This is a genomic window from Arthrobacter sp. M4 (genome assembly GCF_020251205.1).
In the GTDB taxonomy this organism is placed as follows: domain Bacteria; phylum Actinomycetota; class Actinomycetes; order Actinomycetales; family Micrococcaceae; genus Arthrobacter.
Window position 1 is genome coordinate 189841 of sequence record NZ_JAIWYX010000004.1, and the last position, 21778, is coordinate 211618.

Consider the following 21778-nt stretch of genomic DNA (forward strand, 5'->3'; position numbering starts at 1 on the left):
CTCCCTAATCTGAGAGGAAACTCTGGTTACGCGCAGGTGAACTCGTCTGAAGGTAGGCGTAGACGCTGCGGAGGCGGTCCAGCCACCACTGCTTCCGCTCCTCCCCTGCGGCGTACCGCTCAAGCAGTTCAGCGTCAGGCGCTACATCCCGCACGGTGATGGCGCCGTCGTCGGGCACTAGCGGATCCGTGACGATGTCCGAGGCGAAGAGCCGCACTGTTCCCAAGCCGCAGGCGTAGGGCAACTCCGGCAGCGCCGCGGCCAAGGCGAGTCCCGCACGGATGCCGACCGAGGTGTCCAGGGCAGAACTGACAACCGCCGGGAGCCCAGCCTGGGCGACGATATTCAACGCCCGGCGGACACCGCCGAGCGGAGCCACCTTCACGACGATCAGGTCGGCGGCACCGGCCAGTGCGACACGAAGCGGATCCGCTTCCTTGCGCACGCTCTCGTCCGCGGCAATGGGTACTGGAACTGCTTTGTCCCGGAGCCTTCGCCGAACCTCGGCCAGACCGTCGATATCCGGCACGGGCTGTTCCGCGTATTCAAGCCCGACGGCAGACAACTTGCTAAGGGCGCTGACCGCCTGGTGAACGTCCCAGCCGCCATTGGCGTCAACTCGTATGCCCGCGTCTGGAAGGGCATCCCGGACGGCAACGACACGTTGAACGTCGTCGTCCAGCGTTTGACCCTTTTCCGCGACCTTTACCTTGACCGCATCCACGCGCCCGAATCGGCCAAGGACCTGGGGAACCTGGTCTGCGGGAACGGCTGGCACGGTGGCGTTGACGGGGATCCTGTCCCTCAATGGCTGAGGATAACCGTGCCAGCCCGCTTCGATCGCGGACGCCAGCCACCGTGAGGCCTCCGCCTCACCGTACTCAGTGAACGGCCCAAATTCCGCCCAGCCGAATGGACCGCGAAGCAGGAGCGTTTCACGTTCCAAGATCCCGCGGAATTTGACCCTCATGGGCAGGGACACAACGTAGGCCCGGGCGAGTAATTCCTCGATGGGCGGGAGAGGTTGGGACGAAAAGGCCGTATCCATGGGGCTCGAGTCGGCAGGCATAAATTCAATCTACTGGGGGCTGGCTGCAGGACCCTCAAGCGATCGTCGCTATGTGGAAACACGCAGCAGAAAAGTGACCCAGAAGGATCTTGCCGCGAAGATACTGCCCGCGCACACTTGAGGCAAACAGCCACCATGGCATTTCACGCCAAGGATTGTTGAGGTGACACAATGTCGCAATCACCCGGACCGACTCCACCGCCAGCTGGGTGGTATCAGGATCCAGCAGGCAGCGGGCGGGCCCGCTGGTGGGATGGCCACGCCTGGACGGACAACTTTGGCGCCCCGCCCCAGCCGGGGCCTTACGCTTCCGTTCCCGGCTACCAAAGCGGGCCGGCCCAACCGGGCCCGTACCCACCTGCCCAACCGGGCCCGTACGCACCGACCCAACCGGGCCCGTACCCACCTGCCCAACCGGGCCCGTTCGCACCGGGCCAACCGGGCCCGTTCGCACCGGGCCAACCGGGCCTGGACGCACCGGGCCAACCGGGCCCCTACGCACCCAGTCCGTACGCCGCGCCCTATCGGCAACCGCTCCCGCCCCGGCCTGAGATCAAAGACGAGACACCCGTCTACAACCCCTTCATCTGGACCCTAGTGTTCCTCCCCCTCGTCTCCATTGTGCTGTTTCTCTTTTGGAATCCGACGTTCCGCGTGATCTACATCGGACCACGCAGTACGCCCACACTCGACCCGGCATCATGGCTATCACCGGTGTATTTCCTGCTTCTCCTGTCTAGCTTCCTTGTCTACGGTGGATCTGTACTGCTTGCCTTCCTGGACTACCAGAAGCTTGAGAGGGATGGTGTTGTCCGTCCCTTCCACTGGGCATGGTCCTTCCTCAACGCCACCGTCTACATAGTTGGACGCTCAATCATCGTGCATAAGGTGGCCAAGAACCGCGGGCTGGTTCCGATCTGGGTGCTGATCGGCGTTGTAGTGCTGAGCGCCATCGTCACCAGCGTCAAGATGACGGCCATGTTCTCCTCAATCATTTCGACATATCAGCAGTAGCGGCCCATCCGCCCGGGTCTGCTTCGCGGCCTCAATTCCCCACGGTCCTCACACGCGTTAGGTAGACTGCTGATGGACCGGGAAACCATCCCGGCCCGCCATGCACGGGAAGGACCGTTGGATGCAGCGCAAAGCCACGGCTTTAGATGTCGCCAAACGTGCTGGCGTGTCCCGAAGCGCCGTGTCGCTTGTCCTCAATGGCCGCGGAGAAGGGAATGTGGCCAAGGAAAGCCAAGACCGCATCCGCCAGGCCGCCGCCGAACTCAACTACTCCCCCAACGCCATCGCTTTGAGCCTCCGCAACCAGCGAACGCGCGTCATCGGCATCGTGTGCGATGACGTAGTGGTCAGCCCCTTCGACGGCAACATCATCGGTGGTGCCGACGAAGTGGCCCGAAGCCGTGGGTTTGTCACCGTCGTCATGGACACCGCGTTCGACGCCGGCAGGGACGCCGACGCCGTCAAGACCCTGCTGGACCGGCAAGTCGATGGGCTCATCCACGTAACGGTAGGCCTCAAGCCCTTCGACGTCCCGCCCGGCATGCTGAACGTCCCCGCAGTCCTGGCCAATTGCTACGACAACGCCCCGGCCCCAGCATTGCCGCATGTCATCCCGGACGAAGTGACTGGTGGCCGCGAAGCGTCCCAGCATCTATTGGGCCTGGGACACCGCGACATCGCTTACCTAGCTGGCAGCGACGAATCGCCAGCAAGTCCGCTGCGCATCCAAGGGTACCGGGACGCCATAGCTGCTGCCGGGGTTGCCATCCGTGAAGACCGGATCCAGATGGTCGGCTGGGATATTGAAACCGGCTTCCATGCGGCTATGAAACTGCTCGACGGCGTCCCCCCGGCCGAGCGGCCCACCGCCATCCTGTGCGCCAACGACCGCTTGGCCGTGGGAGTGGTGCTAGCTGCAAGTCGTCTGGGCCTGGTGGTACCCCGCGATCTCTCGGTCATGGGTTACGACGACGAATACAGGGTTGCAAACACCATGGTGCCGGCCCTCACCACTATGGCCCTCCCGCTTCGCGAGATGGGGGCGACGGCCATGACGCGGCTGCTGGACGCCGTCGAAAACCCCGACGGCGGCAGGCGCCGTTTGGAGCCGACGGAGACGATGGTTCCCTGCCGACTGGTGGTCCGCGATTCCACCGGTCCCGTCCCCGGCTCCCGCTAATTCACCGAGGCTCAGAAATCCTGCACGCGGAAATTCCCCAGGTTTGAAATCCTCCTAGCCGGGAAACCCGCGGATCCGGAATTCCAACACGCCGTTTCGCCGTCCAAACCTGGGGAAATTAAAACGCAGGACTACTCCGGCAACCCCAGGGCCCAGACCTCAGCGTGAGCCCGGCCCGGCAATTCCAGGTGCCATTCCTCATCCGGCATCGGGTAGGCGCGGATGGTCGTTGCAACCCCGTTGGCCCGGTACACCTCCACCACCGACGCGTCCACGAAGATCCTCAGTGACGCATCCGCGGCAAGGGATTCGGAGAAAACCACTTGGCGCCCGGATTCCCGGAAATCTGCGGCTTCCTCTGTACCAGGAGCGCTCTCCGAACCACCAGCTCGTTGAGAACCGGGAGCGCTCTCCGAACCACCAACTCCTCGAGAACCGCCAGCTCCCGCAGAACCCTTGGCTCGTGCGGAGGCAGAGCCGGAATAACCACCGTTTCCGCCGGTCTTGACGAGCACCAAACGCACTTCACCAGTGTCGGCGGCGATGCTGTTGCCCGGAGTCACCACGGCTTCGGCGGCGGACGGCAGCACCACTGTGCCACCGCGCGCCTTGGCCAGTCCGCGGTCCCTATAGGCATCGAGTTCCCGTGCCGGGGCTACCACCAGGGCGTCATCCACCACGGAAAGTTCCCGAGGAAACGTCAGTACGCCGGCCCAACCCGCAGCATCGATCTGGTCCTGAGTCCGAGGCCTCCGGCCGTCGCGGCCAAAGCCCTCGTTCGCCCACCCCCAGAGAAGCGCCCGGTCCTCCAGCGCCAACACCTGCGGGGCGTAGAAGTCCCTCCCCCGGTCGGTACGTCCACCGGCGCGGGGAATGAACATGGGAAGACCGGTGGCGGAATCCTCCCGGAGCGCCCCAATAAGATGCCCCACTCCGCTGGCGTGCTCGTGCTCGTCACCTTCCACCCACAGGGAAAACATCATGACCCACGTGTCCTCACCGGTTCCAGAAACGGCCGCCCCTGCACCGCCAGAAACGGCCGCCCCGGCGCCGCCAGAAACAGCCGCCCCGGCGCCCGAGGAACCCGCGCCCGCGGCCCAAGCCCCGCCCGCAGGAGCCGCCCCGGCGCCCGAGGAACCCGCGCCCGCGGTCCAAGCCCCGCCCGCAGGAGCCGCCTCTGCACCCGAGGAACCCGCGCCCGCGGCCCAAGCCCCGCCCGCAGGAGCCGCCCCGGCGCCCGAGGAACCCGCGCCCGCGGCCCAGGCCCCGCCCGCAGGAGCCGCCTCTGCACCCGAGGAACCCGCGCCCGCGGTCCAAGCCCCGCCCGCAGGAGCCGCCCCGGCGCCCGAGGAACCCGCGCCCGCAGGAGCCGCCCCGGCGCCCGAGGAACCCGCGCCCGCAGGAGCCGCCCCGGCGCCCGGGGAACCCGCGCCCCCGGCCCCGGCCCCGCCCTTAGGAGGCGTCCCGGCCCCGGCAGAACCACCCCCGCCCGAAGCAGGCACCCGCACCAGCTGGGGGCATTCCCAGATCTGTGCCAACGCGAACTCCGCGGCCACGGGATGCTCGGTGGTCAGCCAGATCCCCTCGTACTTCCAGTCCTCAATGTCGTCCACGGAATACAGCAGCACGGCGGCATGGCCCGAAGCCAAGCCGGCGCCCTGAATGGCATAACGGCGGCCGTTGAATCGGAAGATGAAGGGATCACGGACGGCTGTAACGTCGGATGGCATCGAAGCTGCAACATGTCCGTCCTGCTTCCAAGTCACCAGGTCCGCCGAACCGCGGGCGAGCGTCACTTGGGAGTGCCCGCCACCCGAGCGCACGCCGGAGTAGACCGCGGTGGGCGTGCCGCCGTCGTCGGTCACTACACCCGACCAGCAACCAAACTCATCCGGGCCGCCCGGCTGGGGCCGAAGGGCCACCGGGTGCTCGTCCCAGTGCACCAGGTCGGGCGAGCTAACGTGGCCCCAGCAGATGTGGTTGTGGCGCGCCGACTCAGGGTTGTACTGGAAAAACACGTGGTACCGGCCGTTGATGAAGCTGACGCCGTTGGGGTCGTTGATCCAACCCTTGGCCGGCCGCGGGTGAAAGTGTGGGAACGCCGGGTCCGGGTGGCTCGCCGCCGTCGCCGCAAAAGGCGTCGAGGAGGGGGCGTGGGCCAGTTCCGGGGGCAGCATGGGGTTCCTTTCCAGGGAGTTTGGTGTGAGGTCCGACGGCGGCAGGGTCGCCGGCGCCTTCAGGACCTCGGAGTCGAACGAGATGGTGGTAGAGGTCAAGATTACTTCCCTGCTCCGGCGGTGAGTCCGTCGCGCAGGGCACGCTGGCCAAAGATGAAGACCACCAGCGCCGGAATCATGGACAGGACCACGCCAGCCAGAACCACGGAGATGCTTCCTGTGCCGAGGTTGCCCTGCAGCGAGACGAGGCCCAGGGGCAGCGTGAAGTTCTGCTCGGAAATGGTCAGGATCAGCGGGCGGAAAAACTCGTTCCAGTGGAAGTTGAACGCCAGGATCCCAACAATCGCCAGGCCAGGCATCGCGAGCGGTGCATACACGGAGCGGAAGGTCCGCCACGGCGAGGCACCGTCGATTGCTGCGGCCTCGGCCAATTCACCCGGCAGCCCCAGGAAGTACTGCCGCATCAGGAAGGTGCCAAACGCCGTCGGGATGGCCGGGAGGATCAGCGCGAGGAGCGTATCGGACAGACCCATGCCGCGGATGAGCATGAAGACGGGAACAATCGTCACCTGCGCCGGAACCATCATGGTGGCAAGCACTATGGAGAACAACGCGCCCTTGCCCCGGAATTTCAGGTTGGCGAACGCGTAACCGGCCAGGGCTGCGGTGATCATCTGCCCGACGGCGATCAGCCCGGTGACGAGGGCGCTGTTCAGTACCAGCATCATCATGTTGAGCTGCTTGAACACCTGCCCGTAGGAGGAGAAGTCGGGGTTAAGGGGCAGGAACTGCGGTGGCAACTGGAAGGACTCTGCGGCGGACCGCAGGGATGTTGAAAGTGTCCACATCACAGGTCCAAGGATGAAGACAGCTGCCACCACCAACAGGACGATCCGGGCAACCATGCCCCAATCCAGCTTGCGGCGGGTGACGGTAGCAGGCGCGGCGGTGCGCTCTGACAAGGTGGTCATAACGGTGGCCTTACTGGTAGAAGACGAATCGCTTGCTGAGGCGGAACTGCGCGGCCGTGATGGCCATGATGATGAGGGTCAGGATGACGCCGATCGCGGAGGCCTGTCCGAATTCCAGCCGTTGGAACGCGGACTCAAAGATCACCATGACTGCTGTGCGGGTAGAGTCGCCGGGACCGCCGCGGGTGAGGACGTAGGGCTGGTCGAACACTTGGAGCGCGTTGATGATCGCCATCACGGAGGCCACCAAGGTTGTGGGGCTCAGCAATGGCAGTGTCACGTGCAGGTGCTTCCGCCAACCGGTGGCGCCGTCGAGTGAGGCCGCCTCATAGGTCTCCACAGGGATGGAGGCGAGGCCACCGATGAACAGGAGGAAGGAGAACCCGAAGTTCTGCCACACGTACACAAGGATGACGACGGCGGCAGAACCGGTTGGCGTAGTCAGCCACGGAACCGCCGGGATGCCGACCAGTGAGAGCAGCCAGTTCACAACGCCGAACTGCTCGTTGAACAGGTAGCGCATGAAGATGGACACCGACGCCGCGGACAGGATGAGCGGGAAGAAGAACGCCGAGCGGAAGAACACCCGCAGCCAAGATGGGAGCCTTTCCTGGATCAGGATGGCGAGCGCCAGGGCCAGGCCCAGCTGCAGGGACACAGCGAGCGCCACAAACACCAGGGTATTCACGAAGGAGACGCGGACTGTGGGGTCCTGCGCTGCCTCCACGAAATTGTCCAGGCCAACAAATTGCGGCGCGGAAATGATGTCCCAGCGGAAAAATGCCAAGAGCACCGACGCCACGATGGGTAGCAGGGTGAACAACCCCATCCCAAGGATGGTCGGGGCCAGGAATGCCCAGGGAAGCCAGCGCTGGCGTTCCCTGCCGGGGATCGAGACGGGGTGGCCGGGTCCAGCGGCTTGCCGTCGCTTGCTTGGCAAAGCTGTTGTCTGCGCGGTCATGCGTGCCTCCTCAGGGCCAACTCCAGGTCGCGCTGCATGGAGTCAAGTGCTTGTTTGAGCTGGCGCTCGTCACCGCTGACGGCCAGGGATACGTTTTTCATCAGGGCTGTCTCGACGGCGGCCTGCTGGGCTGGTGCCGGGATGGGGCCGGTTGTCGGGAAGCGGTCCAGAGTGTCGTAGAAGACCTTCCAGTGCTTAGGACCGGTCTTGGCGTAGAGCTGCTCGTTCACCATGGAACGTCGTGACGGCGTCGTGTTGGGGGTCGGGAACACCAGGCGCATGGCGTCCAGGGAGGCCGTGTACTTGACCCATTCCCACGCGGCGTCCTTGTCTTTAGCGGTCTTCATGATGGCGTAGCCGGCCGTGCCGAACTGGTGCCGCTGGCTGCGCCAGCGCGGGAAGAACTGGACGTCGAAGTCGTTCTCTCCCATGCCCGCCTCATGGAGACCCTGCACCCAATAGCCGCCTGCCGGCGTCGTACCTATGCGGTTGGAGGCGAACAGGCCGATCAGCGAGCTGCCGCCACCTTCTTCGGGGCGGACGCCCAGTCCATCCTTCACCAGTCCGCGGAGGTAATCGAAGGATTCGAAGACCCTGGGGTCGTCGGCGTTGGGTTCCAACCACTGGTACCCGCCGGAACGGAGGGACTTGGAGGGGTCGGAGGCGTAGAAGGTGTCCCACAACCATGTGCCGCCGGGGGCTTTGGTTTCCTTGAGGAAGCTGGTGTCGTTGGCGTAAAGCCACGGCACCACACCGCCAAAGAGCCGGTTGGTCCAGTAGTACGGAGTGAAATCGGAGGGCCGCGCCTTGCGCATGGCAGCAAGGGTGGCGCGGAAGTCCAGATGGGTCCAGTCGTCGGCGGGGCGGTCGAGCCCTGCCTGCCGCAGCGCCGCGGTGTTGTAATACATGTTGGCGGCGTTCCAGTCGATAGGGAGCTGGTACAGGCTGCCTTTGTACATGAACGCTTCGACGAGGCTGGGGTGCACGTCGCTGAAGTACTCCCGCATGTCCGCGGCGTCGCGGCGGAGGTACTCGTCAAGGGGGTGGGCCAGCTTCTCGGCGAAGAGCTGGGCGCCTTCCGTTGCGACGTATACGACGTCCGGCGGTGTGCCGGCCGCGACCATGGTGAGGATCTTGGTGAAGAAATCCTTCCAGTCGACGGCCTGGATCGCCTGTACCTTGATCCGGATTTCCGGGTGGACCCTTGCGAACGCATCGACAACGCGCTGGCGGGCTGCTGCGTCCGCCGCGGTTCCCATGATGGCGATGCTCAGGCTGTTGTCCCCTCGGCCAGGGATGTCGGTTCCTGACAGCCGCGGCCACGACGCCACGGTTGCCCCGATGATCCCTGCCCCCAGGGCGCTGAGGGCAGTCCTGCGCGAGATGTCGCGCAGCTTGCCATAGCTTCCGGGCATAGTTGGTTTTTCCTTCCTAACACGTGTTAGGAACTTTAGAACGCTTACCTAACACGTGTCAAGCGTCACATTTATGTGAATCCAATCCAGCGTCCGTTTTGCGCTCGGCGAGCTCGCAGAAACTTGTGGCAGTCTTGAAAGCGATGATGTTTCGTGAGCAGGGTTCCCGGCACCCGCAACACCCGCCGAAGGACCTCACTGCCGCCCCGGACCCGGCCCCTCGGCCAGCCGGAGCCGGGACTGGCCCGCTGTTCTTGCTAGCCACTGCAGCCTGCATCCTGGCCCTGGCCGCCACGTACTACTTCTTTGTTCGAACCACCACAGGCCAATACATCGACGAATCAGCCCTGGTGGAGGCCGTCGACTTCCATGGACCGACGGGCAAGGCCACCACCAAATTCCTGGACTGGCTTCCGGCGATTTCGCTTGCCATTGCCACGGTGGTTGTACTGTTCGTGACCATCATGCGCAGGCGGTGGGCAGCAGCGGGGATCGCGGTAGTCGCCTGTGTTGCCGCCAACCTGGCCAGCCAAATAATGAAGGACTGGTTCCCGGACAGGCCGTTCCGCGGCGTTCAGACCCTGGATCTAAACTCCCTGCCGTCGGGCCACACCACTCTGGCGGCATCTGCTGCAGCCGCCGTGTTCCTTGTTGTATCGCCCCGATGGCGTCCACTCGCGGGCTTCCTGGGCGGCACTTTCGCTGTGGCGGCCGGCGTGTCAACACTGATCAATCAATGGCACCGCCCTGCCGACGTACTAGCCGCGTTCCTGGTAGTCGGAATGTTTACCCTGCCCGCAGGCTGGCTGACGCTCCGTACGGGCAACCGCTGGAATGTATGGGACGGCTACGGCGAACACTGGGCTGCTTCCCGGTGGTGGGTGGCGCTGTCCGGGCTGGCTGGAGTTGTGGCAGCCATCACCGGGATCGTGTCCCTGCTCCAGATCTCCGCCGACTATGACACACAGGACACCCCCACCAGCTACTTCTGGGCCGGCGTCTCGCTGATAGTGATCACGGGCTATCTGTTTACCGTGGCCGGGACGCTGCTGTTCGGCCTGGCAGCCCGACGGCGGCGCTCACCCGGGCGGTAGGGCCCGATGGCGGCGCTCACCCGGGCCGCAGGACCCGACGGCGGAGCTCACCCCGCGGGCTGCTCGCCTCAGTAGTTCCGCCGATGCCTAGCCTTGGGAATCGCAATCGCGAATACCACCGCCGCGGCGAAACCCAGCAATCCTGTAGCCCACACACCCGCGGCAAGTGACATGACCGCCGTCAGCCCGGACAGCAGCACCGGTCCACCCGTTGCACCGGCATCGGCTATGAAGCGCCAAATCCCCAGGAACTGTCCCCTGCCCCTGTCAGGCGAAAAGTCGGCCCCCAGCGTCATGATGAGTCCAGAGCTGATGCCATTGCCGAAGCCGATTAGCAACGAGACCAACAGGAGCCCCACAAAATCGGCGGTCATCGGCATCAGGCCAAGCGAAATTCCCATAATCACCGTTGACGGGATGGCCACCCACAGCCGGCCCTTGCGGTCCATGAGCTTGCCGGCGGGGTAGAACACCAGCATGTCGATCGCTCCGGACAGACCGTAGATCAGTGCTGCTCCGGTGGCATCGAGTCCCAGATGGTCTGCCCACAACGGAATCACCACCTGCCGCGAGGCACGCAGTGCGCTGAGCAAAAGGATCCCGGCGCCCACAGTCATGAAGATTCCCGCGTGCGAGCCGGCGACGCCACGGAGCGTCGGCACCTGGGTGCTGTCGCCGTCGTCGTTTGTGTCCAGGACCACAAGATCCGGGATGGTCAGCGAAAGAAGCGCGGCCGCGGCCATCCCGGCCACACCCACCCAATAGGCCCCGCCAATCCCGGCAAATTGCATAACGGCGGCGCCTATGAAAGGGCCGATGAACACGCCGATGCGCGTTACGCCGCCCAGTGTGGAGAGCGCTCGGGCGCGGTACTCAATGGGGACCGCCTCGGTGAGGTACTTCTGCCTGGCGAGGCTGAAGACGCTGGCGGACATCCCGACGACGGCCATCGCTGCAGCCAGCAACCACACCCCGTGCGGGACCACCCAGGCGAGCCCTGCCGCCGTCAAAGCGACGGCGCTGGCCGCTGCCGCGCCGACGATGGACCAACGTTCGCCGAACTTGAGGGTGATGAGCGATGCCGGCAGGTTGAAGAACCAGGAGCCCAAGCCGATCAGAGTCACGATCAGCGCGGAGACGGCCACGGATGCGCCCAGGTCCTTGGCGGACAGTGCCACCACCGGCAAAATGGCGCCTTCACCAATACAGAACAGCAGCGCCGGGCCAAAGGCGGGAATCGCGATGCTTCGGAGGCTGAACGTGGTGGCTTGGCGAGTGGTGGTCATCCATTTCATCCTAGGCCCGCGTTCGCCCACGCCGACGCTCCGCCCCTACATTCCTGTTAGCGATAACTCGGATTACGAAACCGAATCGGTAGCGGTGTCAAGTCACGTCATTTGCATCGAATATGATGTGCAAGGAAATCGCCGCTGCTCCGCGGACCCCAGGAAGGCCAATGAACCAGCCCATGTCCGCAGGCTCAAACGACGAGCCAAGCGCCCCGCCCCGCCACATGAAGCCCGGCCATGCCCACCTCAGCCGGCGGGCGTTTGCCGGGGTCCTGCTGGGAGCTGCCCTGGGCGGTTGCGCGGTTGCCGCCGACGACCCTGTCCGCGCGCCCGCGAAGGACACGCTGGACGTCGACGTGGCGCTGCAGACCATCGATCCCAAGAACGCGCCTCCCGCTGAGCCCGAAGCCGTGGCCGTGCCTGCGGCACCGCCTGCCCCTCCCGTCCCAAGCAGGGACATGATCATCGCAAAGTACTCCCAACAGAAGCCGGCCCAATGGGGTTTGCAGTTACCGGGCATCCAGTCGCGTCTGGATCCGGGCGGCACCGGTCCGCTGCTAACGTTCGACTGCTGCGGCGGTCCAGGCGGCAGCGCCCTGGACCAGTCTCTGGTCGATACCCTCGCAAAGACGGGAACGCCCGCCATTTTCTTCCTCAACTCGCGCTGGATACAGGCCAACCCCGGGCTTTCCAAGTCCCTCGCGGACAATCCGCTGTTCGAGATCGGCAATCATGGCACCCGGCACGTCCCGCTCTCCGTGTCAGGCAAGAGCGCATACGGCATCGCAGGGACCAGCACCGCAGCACAGGTCTACGACGAGGTCATGGGGAACCAAGACACGATTTTCACCGTCACCGGCCGCAAGCCGCGGCTGTTCCGCCCTGGAACCGCCTATTACGACGACGTTGCTGTCGCCATCGTCCGTGACTTGGGCCTGGTTCCGCTCGGTTTCAGCATTAACGGCGACGCCGGTGCCACCTACCCTGCCGCCACAGTCACCCGTGAAGTGTCGGCGGCGAAAGCTGGCGATGTAGTCATCTGCCACGCCAACCGCCCGGGGGCTGGCACCGCGCCGGGCGTCACGCGGGCACTGGCGGATCTCCGCAGCCGGGGTATCCAGCCGACGCGATTTGCTGCGTAAGCGGAAACTCGCAGAGGGACCGGTGCGGCCGGCCAACAGCAGTGGCCGGCCGCAGATACTGCCCTCCTTCGCGGCTGGCAGGTATCCGTGCCCCCTGGGGGTGACGGAAAAGGGACACGCCCCGAGGGCGCCTGAGCCCTCGGGGCGATAGTAAATGCTGCGAATCCAGACTAGGTGGGAAAATCCTGAAATTGAGTGGTAAATCCGTCAAAATTGAGTGGTAAATCCGCCGGAGTTAGGTGGTGGCGAACAGGATTCTTTGTGAGAAATCCTTTACGCCTATTTCCACTCAGTTATACCAGCTCCCCCAGCCTCCTTCGGGATAGTTGCAATTCCATGGAGCCTGAGTTGCCCAATTCATGATGGGTCTCCATGACTCCATATTGAACTCCCACAGAGATGCTGGGACGCCGGCCAGGTGGCAATAGAGCTGTTCCTTCACGGAATCAGTCATCCGCCAAGAGTCGATGCCGAGCTTTGTCCTCAGCTCATCAACGTGCGCGCCCCAAGTGACTGGCCCGGAGAACGCAGCGCCCCACGCTGTAGGCTGCGCATTTACTTTGTATCCTCGAGGAACGAAGGTCACCCAGGCACTGCGGTACAGGTTCTGACCCAGCCACGGGTCAGCTGTTACTGGATAACGAATGCCTTCATCGCGATGTTCAACTATTTGCACGAGGCGATTCCCCTCGATGACATACCGAGTGGCCACTTCAACGCCGTCAGCATCCTTTGCCCACGGCGTTGCGAACCCGCCTCGAAAGCCACCATCCGCGCCAAATATGGCTACGGCGCCCTCTTCCAACGCCTTCAGGATAGAACCAGGTTCCAGAGAGAGATCGTACGTATAAGCGGTTGGAGCTGCGCTAGAGCTGATCGTGGTAACTATCTGCAGGGATCCATCGTCCTTGAGGACTGACGAGGTTGCACTCCCATCAAGGTTGTCGAAGGTGGCGAATCCTTGGGGGCTAGTCAGAGACTTCGACGCCCTCTTCGCGCTTGGCAGGGTGATGTCGATTCGGGAGTGTTTGGACGCTACACGAACCGATTCCGAGCTCTTCGACGGTAAATCCACAACGACTCCGTTGCGTTCTGCCCGAAGCCTGCCGTCCTGCAACTTGTCCATCTGATCGACTCGAACAGCACCCGAAGTGACCTGAGGTGGGAGGTTGACGGATAGCGCGTTATGAGCATAAGCCGGAGAGATCATTGCGGCAGTCAAAAGCAGAACAATAGAACAAATGAGCATTGCTGAATTTTGCTTCGGCAACACTTTGTGCCCCTTTCAAAGGTGCACCCCCAATCGCATGATTCCACAAGATTGGATCGAGCGGCAAGCATTTCTTCCAGCGAATTGCTATGCTTCGGAAAAATCGCGGATCAGCAAAGGCAACTTTCGTGGTATTGGAAGTTGCCAGACGGCATCAACAATCAAATAGACACAGTGAAGGGTTAGCAATGGCTTCCACACCGATCAAACACAGCATCGGCCCACAGACGTACATCCCGCTGATCATGCTCTTCACCGGATCGGCCATCGCAGCTACGACACTATTGCTCCGCACTAGCCGGTTCGCTTCCATCGAGAACCGAACTGACAGATTGGGGCCGGAACTCTATTCCGAACTCGCCCCTGCCCTTCCCATGGAGCGGTTTCTACTCATTGCTGGCGTCGTCGTGGCACTAGCTAGCCTCGTTTTCCTTGTGGTCACTTCCATGAGGGCAAGCAAAAGGGGCCGGCCGCTCAATCCAACTGCCTGAGCGTCGATGCGAGGCAGCAGTTTGAACAGCAGCATCCGGCTGGGCCCGAGGTCGCTACGTGCAGGCTGGTCTCCCCCGCCAGCATCAGATAAGCGGGGGTGGATCTTTGAGTACGCCAAAGGCGACCCGGTGACCTTCCGAGAGGTAACCCCGTTGACCGGGGGTTTGAGAACTCCAGCTCCGACTCCCTGGTACCTCGGCCGAGGCAGAACGGTCGTGTATGTGAAGACCGATCGAGGCGTCATCGAAGTCTCCGGCAGGGTGGATGGTCTAAAAGCCGCTGGCATCTACCCCACGGAGGAACACAAAGACACGAGCTGAGAAGCAAATCCGCGGACGAAAAATCTTGAGGCAAGGCACGCCCCCCATGGACGGTGCAGGGGCGTGAGCCTAGAATTTAACCGGTTTCCGGTGGGTCTGAGATTAGCCGGAGCCACTTACCTCGATTGCGAGGCTGCGGCTTGAACTGCAGCCTCCGGTTTGGCCCATGATCTGGGGGCAGCGGACTGCTCGCGGCAGTGTCCGCAGACACTGTCCGTGTCGAATCGCCAATCAAACCTTTGGTATATCAACCAAGTTCACGAGGTCGCGCCATGAACAAGACCCTCAAGCGGCTCCTTACGCTGCTCGCAGCATTCCTGCTTGTGTTCACCGTAGGAGTCACAACCGCTCAAGCAGCCAGCCCGCACTTCAAGCCTGGCGGCTCACCCGTCTGTACCGTGACGGTCAGTGGAAACACCGCAACCACAACCTGTAAAGCGACAATTGCCGGTCTGGGCAATGATGACCTCCTGGCCACCGTTACCGTTTCCGGTTTCGCCGTCTACCAGTGCCGCAACGGTGGCGGAAACGTAGCACCGGGCCAGAACAAAGTGTTGATCGGTCCAGCCGTGGCCCCAACGCTTATTGACAGCTCCGCTATCAAGAACGGCAACCTGACGCTCAATACCAACCCGGCTGTTCTTACGGCTCCAAGCCAGGTCACTGCCCAGCAGGCTGGCTGCCCGAACAACAACTGGATTGGCGTCAACCCTGTACTGACGGTGACGTCAATTTCGCTGGTTATTGAGCAACCTCCGGGAACGCAGATTTTCAACTGCTCCAAGACCGATCCAAACGGATTGACCGGTTCGGTGGCTCTCACCTGCTAATCGGCCATAGTCCACGGGTCACGTAGTTCGTCCCGGAAAAAGAACAGGCTCCGGACTGCTTCATAAGGAAGCGTCCGGAGCCTGTGCTGTTCAGCCGGGCTGTCTCGCCGGGCACCGCTTAAGCGAGAGCTGGTTAGACGTATCCGTCAACAATGGCCGCTGCGATTTCCTTGTAGGCGCGACGCGTTTCGGGACGCAAGACGTCCAGGGTGACCAGATCGCCGTCGGCCACTCCGCGGTCATGCGGAACGGCGATGAGCTGGCGGCACATGCCAGCCAAGTGCTCTTCGATGGCGTCCTTGTCCACACGGGACGAAACCTCATCCTTGTCTGTGATGACCACAATCGCGTTGCGCGCCAGTTCCTCGTAGCCGTGGCTGGCAAGCCATTGGAGTGTGCTGCGGGCGCGTTTGGCGCCACTGACTGCGTAGCCCGCGGCGATGATGAGATTGTTTGCCGACTGGAGGATGCCACTCATGGCGTTGTGCGTGACGCCGGTTCCGCAGTCGGTGAGGGCCACTGAGTAGTAGTTTGCGATCAGCTGCCGGATGCGAAGGTAGTCCTCGGCCGTCAGCGAGTCGGAAACTTCGGGGTCCTGCTCCCCCGCGATCAAGTGCAGGCGGCCGGCGTGGTGCATGTACCGGGACAGCTCGGTCAGCGAGTCAATGGTGCTGATGTTTCTCAGCATGTCCGTGATGGTGCGTGGCGTGGCCTTCTGATAGATCCCCTCGCCAAGCGCCCGTTCCACGAGGTCGCCGGAGTCCGGGTTCGCGTCGATGGCGCAGGGCGGGTCCCCCCGGTACTCAGCCAGTGTAAGGCCAACACCCACGGTGGTTGAGGTCTTCCCGATTCCACCCTTCAGGCTCAAGATGGCCGTGTTGTAGCTGCCGTGCAACTGGCGGGAGATGCGCCGGGCAAGAGCCATCTCTTCACGCTGTTTGGCGTTGGGTCCCAAATTCCAGGCACCGCGGGTCAGCGTGTAGATCGCACCGCGGAAGCCGCCTACCGGACGTGGCTTTTGTTCCTTGACGAACGCGCTGGGCGTTGTGATGAATTCGGACACGGTAGCTGCGGGGGCAAGGGCAGTGGCGCCGGTCGCAGCGAGCGGCACGCCGTCGTCGACTTTTTCGGCCGACTCAGGTGTGGTGGCCGGTTCGGCTCCACTTGCCGGCTCGGCGGCGGGTTCCGCAGCAGCGGAGGGTTCCGCGGTGGTCGGCTGGGGCGAGTCGGCAGAAGTCTCCGCGGCGGAGTCTTTAGCCTCCGACGACGGTGCCTCAGTTTCCGGGGCATTCCTGGCATCCGCGGCGGCGGCGGCTTCGGCCCACGAACTGCTTTGGACGGGTCCGCCGGGGCGGTTTCGGGCATTGTCAGCGGTGATGATTGGCATGGTTCCTGTCCAGGCATCGGAATCACCTTCCGCTCGACGACGATCGCGTCGGCTTCGAAATTCCGGTTGCCCTGCGTCTGCAGCAGTGGGATCTGAGCTCTCCACTGGTCCGGGCATATCTGGTCCCCCCATGACTCACAGCGCATGAAACCTGGCGCGCATCGTGTCGACTTACGTACAAATCGTCATTCTAACTGGAGGAGCCCGCGGAACAGCCGGGGTTTCGCCGCCTGTGAATGGCGGTAGGAGTTTGTGTACATTCCGTTCCCCATAGGAATGCGTTTCAGGGGTACGAGGTCTACACAAAGTCGTGGGTTAAGCGATCACCGCTGCCGGGCAAACGGTTCGCCACCAAAAGTGGCCGCTTAGACGCTCGTCTAAGCGGCCACATTCGGCAAACGCGGAGGGCAATTGAACTGCGCTTTTATCCCAACTCTTCCAACGCCTGGTCAAGTCTCGCTGTATCTGCCGAATCCATGGTGTTGTCGAACGTCACGTGGCGCGCATTCCGCCACTCGCATTTCCGGGATTCCTGGGCCGCCCAAAATTCCTCCCAATGCGCCAACTTCCACTCATCACGGGACAGGCCACGCGATACCAGCCGCTGCCGCAAGGCCTCCCCATCAACGCGGACATGCACCACAATCAATTCCGCATCGGGCCAGGAATGTTCGCGCCGAACATTGTCCAAATAATCTGCGTCCGGGAAATACCGTCCGAAAGGCGCATCCAGCACCACGGAATTCCCGGCAGAAAGATTCTCGCCAGCCAAGTCGAGGATCGATGCGTACTCCAGCGGCATGATGGCCTCCTGGTAAAAGGAGTTGTTATCCCGCTCGTTCTTATCGTCGCCGTTGAGTTCCAAGAGGAGTTCCACGAAGCGCCGGGTGGCCGTGTCCTTGTCGATGTACGCAGCGCTATGACGGCGGGCAATGAGCTTGCCGACGCTGGATTTGCCGGACCCGGCCGGCCCGATCACAAAGAAGACTTTGGGCGTTGCCAACTCAATTACTGCCTGTTCTGCTGAATGTTCTCTGATATGAATTCTGCCGAGGAAAGCCCGGCGGCGGGCGGGGCCAAAGCGCGGCCCGCACCCGCCGTCGTCGTTCGCTTTAACTATGCCGCTACGGAAGCCGGGCGGCGGTCCTTCACGAAGACGCCGTAGGACACAGCGCCGACCAGGAGCAGGATGCCGCCCACCAGGAACACCAGCGTGTAGTTTCCACCGGTCTCGTTGAGGATGTAACCCGTGACGATCGGCGCCAGGGACGCGCCCAGGAAGCCGCCGAAGTTCTGGATTGCGCCCAGGGATGCCACCTGGTTGGGGGCAGCGACGTCGGAGGCAAGCGTCCACAGCACGCCGATCGGAACCTGCGCGGCGAAGTAGCCGATGGACAGGAGCACAATTGCCAGGGCGGTGTTGTCGACGTAAGCCACGGGCAGCACCGCCGCAGCGGCCAGGACTGCGCCGCCAACGATCGGGAGCTTGCGTGCACGGATGGTGGGAACGCCGGCTTTGATGGCCTTGCTGGACACGATGCCGCCGGTGAGTACGCCGATGATGCCGCAGAGGAACGGAAGGGCGGCCAGCCAGCCGGCCTGGCTCAGGCTGAAGCCTCGGGCGGTCTGCAGGTAGCTCGGCAGCCAGGTGAGGTAAACCCACACGGTGTAGAAGATGCCGAAGGCGCCGAGGATCATGAACCAGGTGTTCTTGTGCTTGAACAGTTCGCCCCAGCCCACCTGCTTTTCCTTTTGCTCCGCGGCAGTGGCCTTCTCTTCGAACTCAGCGCCCTTGATGACGAACTGTTCCTTGAGCGTGGGGTCGCGGTAGATGCGCAGCCAGACGAGTGCAACCACGATGCCGAAAGCGCCGACCACCAGGAACATGCCCCGCCACGTCATGGTGAGCAGCAGGAAGGTCAGCAGCGGCGGGGCAATCGCGTTGGCAATCTGCGAGCCGGTGTTTACGATCGACACGGGCAGCGCGCGCTCGGTCTTGTTGAACCACTTGTCAGCCACCTTCAGGCCGGACGTGAAGAACGGCGACTCGGCAATGCCCAGGGCAACACGCGCGGCGTAGAGGAATCCAAAGGAGTTGGCCAGCGCGGAGATCATGGAGATGATGGACCAGAGCCCGGCCGCCCAAGCGAACATCTTCTTGGGGCCAAATTTGTCCACCAGGTAGCCCGCCGGCAGGTTCGCGATGGCATAGGGCCAGGAGAATGCCGAGAGCAGCAGGCCCATCTGGAGCGCGTTAAGGCCGAATTCCTTGGCAATCGTGGTGTTGGCGATGCTCAGGTTGTTTCGGTCCAGGTAATTGACGATGCCGCCGATGACAAGCAGCGCAATGAGGTACCACCTGATCCGCGGCTTCTTGCGCGGTTCAGTATTTGTGGCGTCGATCTCTGCTGATGCTTGGCTCATGCAGTTCACTCCTTTGTGTTCTGTACGACGGCGGCTGTTGCGTCCGGCCTGTCGGTGGGGGTGTTGGGGTCCGCCGTCGCGTGAACGCCCGACGGCGGGTGGCCGCCTTAGCGGCGAGCCTCGGCTATGGCAGCCAGGAAGGTTTCGGCGGCCCGGGCTACGGCGCGGTAGTCGCCGTCGTTCTTCTGGGCAGCTTTGGTAACAAAACTTCCCACGCCGACGGCGGTAACACCGGCAGCGAACCAGTCGCCGACGTTGTCCGGGGTCACGCCGCCGGACGGCATGATCGGGGCCTGCGGCAGCGGGGCGAGGATCGTTTTGACGTACTGCGGACCGGCGATTTCCGCCGGGAACAGCTTGATGATGTCCGCGCCGGCATCGAGGGTGTTGACCACCTCGGTGGGCGTGAACGCACCGCTGGCGGTGACCGCCTGATAGCGGTTCCCGACGGCGATCATGTTCGGGTTGAACTGGGGGCTGACCAGCAATCGCGCGCCTGCAGAGACCGAAGCGTAGGCAGCTTCGGCGTCGAGCACGGTGCCTGCGCCGACTGCAATGCCCTGATCGCCGTACTTGTCGGCGAGCCGCTCAATCACTCCCAGGGCGCCGGGAACGGTGAGCGGAACCTCTACGGCGCGGATGCCGCCATCGATTGCCGCCTCTGCGACCCTGTAGGCCTCATCGGCCGAATCGAGCCGCGCGATGAGCAGGGCGCCGGTGTGGACGATGGTCTCGAGAACTTCAAACTTGTTTAACATCGCTTATAACTTTACCCCATGGATTCACAGATCGGAACACCCTGTGAAAAGTTGTTAAACTGGTTGAGAGAGCGATAATGCAGGCATCAGGCCAGGAGGCGACAGTGAGCACACCGGTACGGCAACCCCTCATCCCGGAGCAACGACACCAGGAAATCCTGCGCCTGTTGCGCCGCGAAGGCGTGCTCAGCATTCGTCACCTCACGGACGCCATGAATGTCTCCCATATGACGGTCCGCCGCGACATCGCGGCACTCGAGGAGAGTGGGCAGGTACTCTCCGTCCAGGGTGGCGTGCGGTTGGCGGACTGGAGTGGCCAGGAGCCGCCGCGCGAGCGTGAGTCGCGCGCGCAATTGGAACTGCCCCGGAAACAGGCGATTGCTAGCCTGGCAGCGACTTTTGTGGAGGACGACATGGTGGTATTCCTCGACGCCGGGACCACCTGTCAGTCGGTGGTGCCCTATCTTGCAGATCGCAGGGACCTCACTGTGGTGACGAATGACTTCTATGTGGTGACCAGCCTGTTCGCGTACCCCAATGTGGAGACCATTCACACCGGTGGCGTTGTGGACGCATCGAGCGGCTCGAGCTCCGGTCGCCTGGCAGCCGAAACCGTCCGCGACATCAACCTGGATCTTTGTTTCATGAGCACCGGCACATGGAACATGTCCCGGGGCGTGACCACTCCTTCAATGGACAAGGTTGAACTCAAGCTGGCTGCCATGGAAGCTGCATCCAACTGCTACCTGCTTGCGGACAGCACCAAGTTCGGGACATTCGCCAAGTTCCGCGTGACGCCGTTGGACAAACTGGATGCCGTGGTCACGGACAACGAGTTGCCGGAGGAAATGCAGGAGAACATCCGCGAGCTTGGCGTAGAGGTGCACATCGCGCAGGCCGGTTGAGCGGTGACGGGTGAGCGGAGAGAAGTAGCCGGAAGTATCCAGGCCTTCCTTCATCGAATTGCCCAAAAGGGTCGCTTTGAAACTTTCAAAGCGACCCTTTTGGGCAAATGCATGAGGTTCAATCGAAGGGACGACGGTCGACCGCCGGGCATCGAGGTTGACGCCAGCAAAAACGTTCGACGCCGGCACTCGCCCGAGTGCCGAGCGAACCGAAGTGCCTAAATCCTCAGTGGTGCTGGGGCTGCGTTTCCTTCAGCCGCTTGATAAACCAGCGGGACTGCTCAGGACCGTAAGGAAGCACGGGAATCGCCTTGGTGGCGTCCGACGGCATATCGCGGATGGATTGCCGGGCCTGCCGCACGGCCGTGGACATGGTGTCCGCCATGGTCTTCACGAATTGGTCGCTGCACGGCTGGCCATGGCCCGGGATCAGGAATTGATAACGGTGCCGCAGCGCGGAAATGTGCCGCAGTGCGTCGGCCCAGTCCTCCGGGTACGAGTCTTCAAACGACGGGTGCGCACCCTGTTCCACAAGGTCCCCGGCGAAAAGCGTCGAGGGCGTCCCAACCAGCAGATCGCCGTCGGTGTGTCCACGGCCCAGATAGAAAAGGGTGGCGGTGAGTCCGCCAAGGTCCACCAGAACGGGCTGGTCCTTCACGATCGCGTTCGGAACCACAATTTCGACGGCGTCGCCCACGCCCGTTGCCATCTCAGGCTCGGCGCCGGAGACAAAGCGGCGCTGCGCGTCGCCGTCGTTGTCTATTGCCGACGCACAGTTCTGGTGCGCCCAAAACTCTGTGGCGCCGTCGTCCGCGAAAACGGCGTTGCCGAAGTAGTGGTCGTAGTGGGCATGAGTGTTGACCACCACCAGTGGAAGCTGGGTCTTTTGCCGGACGGCTGCCAGGATCTCCTTGCCTTGGCGGGGACCGCAACCGGTGTCGATCACCAAGGCGCGTTGACTACCCACCACCAGGCCGGTGTTGAGGCGTTCTCCCGCGGTTTGCAGTACATAGGTATCCGTGCCGACTTCAAGCCAATCTGACATTGTCACTCCGCATCCAAACGTTCTTCGGCAATATT

Annotated in this window: 19 protein-coding genes and 1 pseudogene; 8 read left to right on the top strand and 12 right to left on the bottom strand. The window is 63.0% G+C overall.

The window, feature by feature from the left end; all coding sequences use genetic code 11:
- Window positions 1-4: 4 nt before the first annotated feature.
- The gene (locus tag LD110_RS09350; RefSeq protein WP_225498527.1) at window positions 5-1069 is read right to left on the bottom strand and encodes an o-succinylbenzoate synthase; all 1065 of its coding nucleotides are present in this window, start codon (window positions 1067-1069) and stop codon (window positions 5-7) included.
- A gap of 171 nt (window positions 1070-1240) precedes the next feature.
- On the opposite strand from LD110_RS09350, the pseudogene LD110_RS24050 reads away from it, so the two are divergent.
- From LD110_RS24050 to LD110_RS09370, 3 genes and pseudogenes are all read left to right on the top strand, one after another.
- Window positions 1241-1360 (top strand): annotated as a pseudogene (locus tag LD110_RS24050) (DUF2510 domain-containing protein); the annotation flags it as partial.
- A gap of 306 nt (window positions 1361-1666) precedes the next feature.
- A complete protein-coding gene (locus LD110_RS09365; RefSeq protein WP_225498528.1) occupies window positions 1667-2083 on the top strand; it encodes a DUF2510 domain-containing protein in 417 nt (138 codons plus the stop codon).
- Between the two features lie 121 nt (window positions 2084-2204).
- A complete protein-coding gene (locus LD110_RS09370; protein ID WP_225498529.1) occupies window positions 2205-3263 on the top strand; it encodes a LacI family DNA-binding transcriptional regulator in 1059 nt (352 codons plus the stop codon).
- Between the two features lie 131 nt (window positions 3264-3394).
- Here the strand turns inward: LD110_RS09370 and LD110_RS09375 are convergent, their stop codons facing one another.
- From LD110_RS09375 to LD110_RS09390, 4 genes are read right to left on the bottom strand one after another with little or no spacing between them, the layout of a single operon-like run.
- On the bottom strand, window positions 3395-5539 hold the full coding sequence (locus LD110_RS09375) for a glycoside hydrolase family 32 protein (protein WP_225498530.1): 2145 nt from the start codon (window positions 5537-5539) through the stop codon (window positions 3395-3397).
- Between the two features lie 2 nt (window positions 5540-5541).
- On the bottom strand, window positions 5542-6411 hold the full coding sequence (locus LD110_RS09380; protein ID WP_225498531.1) for a carbohydrate ABC transporter permease: 870 nt from the start codon (window positions 6409-6411) through the stop codon (window positions 5542-5544).
- Between the two features lie 10 nt (window positions 6412-6421).
- Window positions 6422-7372 carry a carbohydrate ABC transporter permease gene (locus LD110_RS09385; protein WP_225498532.1) on the bottom strand — a complete coding sequence of 317 codons (951 nt, stop codon included), beginning with the start codon at window positions 7370-7372 and terminating at the stop codon, window positions 6422-6424.
- On the bottom strand, window positions 7369-8787 hold the full coding sequence (locus LD110_RS09390; protein WP_225498533.1) for an extracellular solute-binding protein: 1419 nt from the start codon (window positions 8785-8787) through the stop codon (window positions 7369-7371). The genes LD110_RS09385 and LD110_RS09390 overlap by 4 nt, the downstream gene beginning before the upstream one ends.
- 125 nt (window positions 8788-8912) lie before the next feature.
- Between LD110_RS09390 and LD110_RS09395 the strand changes: the two genes are divergently transcribed.
- A complete protein-coding gene (locus tag LD110_RS09395) occupies window positions 8913-9881 on the top strand; it encodes a phosphatase PAP2 family protein (RefSeq protein ID WP_225498534.1) in 969 nt (322 codons plus the stop codon).
- A 68-nt stretch (window positions 9882-9949) separates the two neighbouring features.
- Here the strand turns inward: LD110_RS09395 and LD110_RS09400 are convergent, their stop codons facing one another.
- A complete protein-coding gene (locus LD110_RS09400; RefSeq protein WP_225498535.1) occupies window positions 9950-11167 on the bottom strand; it encodes an MFS transporter in 1218 nt (405 codons plus the stop codon).
- Window positions 11168-11337: 170 nt separating this feature from the next.
- On the opposite strand from LD110_RS09400, the gene LD110_RS09405 reads away from it, so the two are divergent.
- On the top strand, window positions 11338-12312 hold the full coding sequence (locus LD110_RS09405; protein ID WP_225498536.1) for a polysaccharide deacetylase family protein: 975 nt from the start codon (window positions 11338-11340) through the stop codon (window positions 12310-12312).
- 289 nt (window positions 12313-12601) lie between these two features.
- Here the strand turns inward: LD110_RS09405 and LD110_RS09410 are convergent, their stop codons facing one another.
- Window positions 12602-13585: a hypothetical protein gene (locus LD110_RS09410; RefSeq protein ID WP_225498537.1), complete on the bottom strand. Its 984-nt coding sequence runs from the start codon at window positions 13583-13585 to the stop codon at window positions 12602-12604.
- 185 nt (window positions 13586-13770) lie between these two features.
- Between LD110_RS09410 and LD110_RS09415 the strand changes: the two genes are divergently transcribed.
- Together LD110_RS09415 and LD110_RS09420 are read left to right on the top strand one after the other, a co-directional pair.
- Window positions 13771-14073 carry a hypothetical protein gene (locus LD110_RS09415; protein ID WP_225498538.1) on the top strand — a complete coding sequence of 101 codons (303 nt, stop codon included), beginning with the start codon at window positions 13771-13773 and terminating at the stop codon, window positions 14071-14073.
- Between the two features lie 593 nt (window positions 14074-14666).
- A complete protein-coding gene (locus LD110_RS09420; protein ID WP_225498539.1) occupies window positions 14667-15224 on the top strand; it encodes a hypothetical protein in 558 nt (185 codons plus the stop codon).
- A gap of 133 nt (window positions 15225-15357) precedes the next feature.
- Here the strand turns inward: LD110_RS09420 and LD110_RS09425 are convergent, their stop codons facing one another.
- From LD110_RS09425 to LD110_RS09440, 4 genes are all read right to left on the bottom strand, one after another.
- The gene (locus LD110_RS09425; protein ID WP_225498540.1) at window positions 15358-16611 is read right to left on the bottom strand and encodes a MinD/ParA family protein; all 1254 of its coding nucleotides are present in this window, start codon (window positions 16609-16611) and stop codon (window positions 15358-15360) included.
- A 424-nt stretch (window positions 16612-17035) separates the two neighbouring features.
- Window positions 17036-17614, bottom strand: a complete 579-nt coding sequence (locus LD110_RS09430) for an AAA family ATPase (RefSeq protein ID WP_225498541.1) — start codon at window positions 17612-17614, stop codon at window positions 17036-17038.
- A gap of 113 nt (window positions 17615-17727) precedes the next feature.
- On the bottom strand, window positions 17728-19035 hold the full coding sequence (locus LD110_RS09435) for an MFS transporter (RefSeq protein WP_225498542.1): 1308 nt from the start codon (window positions 19033-19035) through the stop codon (window positions 17728-17730).
- A 107-nt stretch (window positions 19036-19142) separates the two neighbouring features.
- Window positions 19143-19793 carry a bifunctional 4-hydroxy-2-oxoglutarate aldolase/2-dehydro-3-deoxy-phosphogluconate aldolase gene (locus tag LD110_RS09440; protein ID WP_225498543.1) on the bottom strand — a complete coding sequence of 217 codons (651 nt, stop codon included), beginning with the start codon at window positions 19791-19793 and terminating at the stop codon, window positions 19143-19145.
- A gap of 104 nt (window positions 19794-19897) precedes the next feature.
- On the opposite strand from LD110_RS09440, the gene LD110_RS09445 reads away from it, so the two are divergent.
- A complete protein-coding gene (locus LD110_RS09445; protein WP_225498544.1) occupies window positions 19898-20698 on the top strand; it encodes a DeoR/GlpR family DNA-binding transcription regulator in 801 nt (266 codons plus the stop codon).
- A gap of 226 nt (window positions 20699-20924) precedes the next feature.
- Here LD110_RS09445 and LD110_RS09450 read toward each other — a convergent pair whose 3' ends face one another.
- Entirely contained in the window at window positions 20925-21743 is an 819-nt protein-coding gene (locus LD110_RS09450) for an MBL fold metallo-hydrolase (RefSeq protein WP_225498545.1), read from the bottom strand.
- Between the last annotated feature and the right edge of the window lie 35 nt (window positions 21744-21778).

Bases quoted from the DNA above. Each gene is read 5' to 3' on its own strand.
- LD110_RS09350 (WP_225498527.1), bottom strand. From the start codon at position 1,069: ATGCCTGCCGACTCGAGCCCCATGGATACGGCCTTTTCGTCCCAACCT.
- LD110_RS09370 (WP_225498529.1), top strand. From the start codon at position 2,205: ATGCAGCGCAAAGCCACGGCTTTAGATGTCGCCAAACGTGCTGGCGTG.
- LD110_RS09380 (WP_225498531.1), bottom strand. From the start codon at position 6,411: ATGACCACCTTGTCAGAGCGCACCGCCGCGCCTGCTACCGTCACCCGC.
- LD110_RS09385 (WP_225498532.1), bottom strand. From the start codon at position 7,372: ATGACCGCGCAGACAACAGCTTTGCCAAGCAAGCGACGGCAAGCCGCT.
- LD110_RS09390 (WP_225498533.1), bottom strand. From the start codon at position 8,787: ATGCCCGGAAGCTATGGCAAGCTGCGCGACATCTCGCGCAGGACTGCC.
- LD110_RS09400 (WP_225498535.1), bottom strand. From the start codon at position 11,167: ATGACCACCACTCGCCAAGCCACCACGTTCAGCCTCCGAAGCATCGCG.
- LD110_RS09405 (WP_225498536.1), top strand. From the start codon at position 11,338: ATGAACCAGCCCATGTCCGCAGGCTCAAACGACGAGCCAAGCGCCCCG.
- LD110_RS09415 (WP_225498538.1), top strand. From the start codon at position 13,771: ATGGCTTCCACACCGATCAAACACAGCATCGGCCCACAGACGTACATC.
- LD110_RS09420 (WP_225498539.1), top strand. From the start codon at position 14,667: ATGAACAAGACCCTCAAGCGGCTCCTTACGCTGCTCGCAGCATTCCTG.
- LD110_RS09425 (WP_225498540.1), bottom strand. From the start codon at position 16,611: ATGCCAATCATCACCGCTGACAATGCCCGAAACCGCCCCGGCGGACCC.
- LD110_RS09435 (WP_225498542.1), bottom strand. From the start codon at position 19,035: ATGAGCCAAGCATCAGCAGAGATCGACGCCACAAATACTGAACCGCGC.
- LD110_RS09440 (WP_225498543.1), bottom strand. From the start codon at position 19,793: ATGTTAAACAAGTTTGAAGTTCTCGAGACCATCGTCCACACCGGCGCC.
- LD110_RS09450 (WP_225498545.1), bottom strand. From the start codon at position 21,743: ATGTCAGATTGGCTTGAAGTCGGCACGGATACCTATGTACTGCAAACC.